Source organism: Mycobacterium sp. TH-M15 (assembly GCF_057473705.1).
Genome location: NZ_JBYCLB010000379.1, coordinates 1 through 2,772 on the forward strand (window position 1 = coordinate 1; position 2,772 = coordinate 2,772).

The window sequence follows — 2,772 nt, forward strand, 5'->3', positions numbered from 1 at the left end:
GGCGCCAGCACCGACCCGATGATCTTGACCGTGGTGATCACGACGACGATCAGGATCGGCGTCCAGGGCTGCTCCCGGGCGTAGAAGACGCGCAGCTGCAGCAGCACCAAGCCGTAGGGGAGCAGCGTGAACGCCGACAACGCGACGGCCACACCCAGGTAGCCGGCATCGACGCCACCGAAGTTGCCGTAGGCGAAGAGCGCGCTGCCGATCGCCGGGCCGCCGACGATCATCAGCGCCACCGTTGGGATCAGCGTGATCGCCATCAACCGGGTGGCCAGCGAGAAGTCGGCCAGCACCGCCGGGGTGTCACCGGCGGCGGCGTTCCGGCTCAGCCGCGGCATCACCACGGTTAGCACCGTCACCCCGATCATGCCGAACGGCAGCATCAGCACCAGCCAGGTGTAGGTGTAGATCGCCGGACCGGAGGCGGCGGCGGTGCTGGCGATCCGGTTGGTGACCACCAGCCCGGCCTGGCTGATCAGCACGTAGAGCACCATCGCGGCGGCCATCGCACCGAACCGCTTGAGCCGGTCGTCGACGCCCCAGAGCGGACGCAGACCGATCCGCTCGCGGTGGATCGCCGCCAGCAGCACCGCGGTCTGCGCGACCACCCCCAGCGTGGTGCCGATGCCCAGCACCAGCAGCTTGGCATTGCCCATCCGCACCGGGTCGACCGACAGTTCGCCGGGCACCAGCAGGTAGAGCACCAGGGTGGTGATCGCCACCACGTTGTTGACCACCGGCGCCCAGGCCGGCGGGCCGAAGATGTTGCGGTTGTTCAAGATGGCCATGAACACCGACGACAGCCCGTAGAAGACCACCTGGGGCAGCAGCAGGTAGGCGAACGCGATGGTCAACGGCTCGTTGACCTGCGGATCGCCGCCGAGCATCAACCGCACCAGCTGCGGACCGAGACCCACCGATATCACCGTGGTGACCAGCAGCAGGGCGGTGGCCAGGGTGACCAGGCGGCGCACGAAGGCAGCGCCGCCGTCGGCGTCGTCGCGCTCCGCGCGGGCCAGCACCGGGACGAAGATCGCGGTGAAGGTCGCCTCGAGCACCAGTGCGGCGATCTGGTTGGGCAGCTGGTTGGCAACCGAGAAGGCACTGGACAGCGCCGCGCCCAGGATGGCGGCCAGGAAGACGATGCGGATGAACCCGGTGATCCGGCTGACCAGCGTCGCCAGCGCCATCCCCCACGATCGCGACACCACCCCGGCGTCGCTGAGCTCCGGCCGGGCGGACGACACGGCCCGGTTGCCCGGCGCGGTCATCGCCGGTCTCCCGGCGCGGCCGGCTCGGCGCCGTCGGGGACCCCCGGCGGTTCGGGCCGGTCCAGGTCGGCCCGGTCGGGCTGGCCGCGGAATCGGTGCCAGAGCCGCCGGCCGGTCAGCGCCGCCAGCACCGTTGCGGCGGTCACCGTGATCAAGAACAGCACGCGGCCGTAGGCGTTGGCGTGCACCGACAGCCGCGTCGGCTCACCCAGCGGCAGGCCGTTGGGCGTCTGCAGCGCGACGTCGACGGCGACCTTCTGGTTGAACCGGACCTCGACCGGCACCCGGAGCGGCAGGTACCCCGGCGGCAGCTCGACCTCGCCGATGTCGGTCACCGTCATCCCGGCGGGCGCGTCGACTTGAAGGCGGACCCGGATCGGCACCGGCAGGTTGTTGCGCAGCGCCAGCGGCATCGGGCTGTGCTCGGTGGCCAGCGTGTAGGTGTCGGCCGGGTGGACGATGGTGACCGCGGCGAACAGGTCGTCGATGGTACGGGTGGTGATCGCCAGCCGGGCTTCGGCCGCGTCGTTGCGGCTGTCCGGCGGCTCGGACTGGCTGAGGGCCCGGAGCATGTCCTCCCGGAGCGGGGCGGTGTACTGGTCACCGGTGAGCCCGGTGCGCGGGTCGGTGGTCAGCGCGTCGGTCAGGCCCCACAGTCGGCCGGTCTGGCCGGCGATGCCGTCGACGACGCGGGTGTCGAAGCCGGCGGCGGCCGACTCGTGGGACGGCAGCCGTGGGAGAGACGGCTGGGCGGCTCGGGCCGCGGCGAGCACCTCGGGGAGGGGCTCCGCGACAGCCAGCCCGGAGCGCAGCCCGGTGGCCAACGCGGCCAGGACGGCGTCTGCACCGTCGGTTCGGGGGGTCCAGTAGCCCGGCGGCACCACGATCTCGGTCCGCGGGTCGGCGACGCTCTGCGCGGGCTCCAGCGCGCGCCACAGCAGCGCGCCGAGCGCGTCTTGGCGACGGGCCACCGCCGAGTCGTGGGTCAGCGGCACCGACAGCGACGGGTCGAGATAGGTCGGTGTCGCCGGAGTGACACCCATCCCGGCCAGCGCGGCGCCAACGGCCGGATCGAACGGCGCGACGGCGACCTGGTCGGAGACCCGGCGCGGGCGCACGTCGGCGGTGGTCGGTGCGTCGGCGGAGCACTCGCCCGCGGTGATCGCCACCGTCTCGCCCTCCCGGTCGAGCAGGGTCAGGGTGTCCCGGGTCAGCTGGCCGTCGGCGAGCAGGGTCACTCCGCGGATCGAGTTGATCCCCAGGATCCGGTCGACGATGTCGGCGGGTCGGCGCACCGCGATCGCGGCGAGGCCCGGGTCACCCACGCGTTGCACCGCGTCGAGGTCGGCCTGGGCGTACGGGATCGCGCTGGTGCACAGCCGGTGTGCCAGCGCCCGCACCCGCTCCAGCCAGCCGGCCGCGATCTGCTGGCCGGTGCCCGGTCGGCCGGGTTTTCCGTCCGGGGAATCGGCGATGACGTAGTCGCCGACCATCG

2 protein-coding genes are annotated in these 2,772 nt (G+C 72.4%); both read right to left on the reverse strand.

The genetic code is table 11. The features are described from left to right. On the reverse strand, positions 1–1,277 hold a 1,277-nt coding region (gene murJ, locus AC2VNT_RS09340), incomplete at its 3' end, for a murein biosynthesis integral membrane protein MurJ (RefSeq protein ID WP_486946589.1). Continuing rightward, positions 1,274–2,772: DUF6049 family protein (locus AC2VNT_RS09345; protein WP_486946590.1), on the reverse strand; the 1,499-nt coding region annotated here is incomplete at its 5' end. The genes murJ and AC2VNT_RS09345, both read right to left, overlap by 4 nt.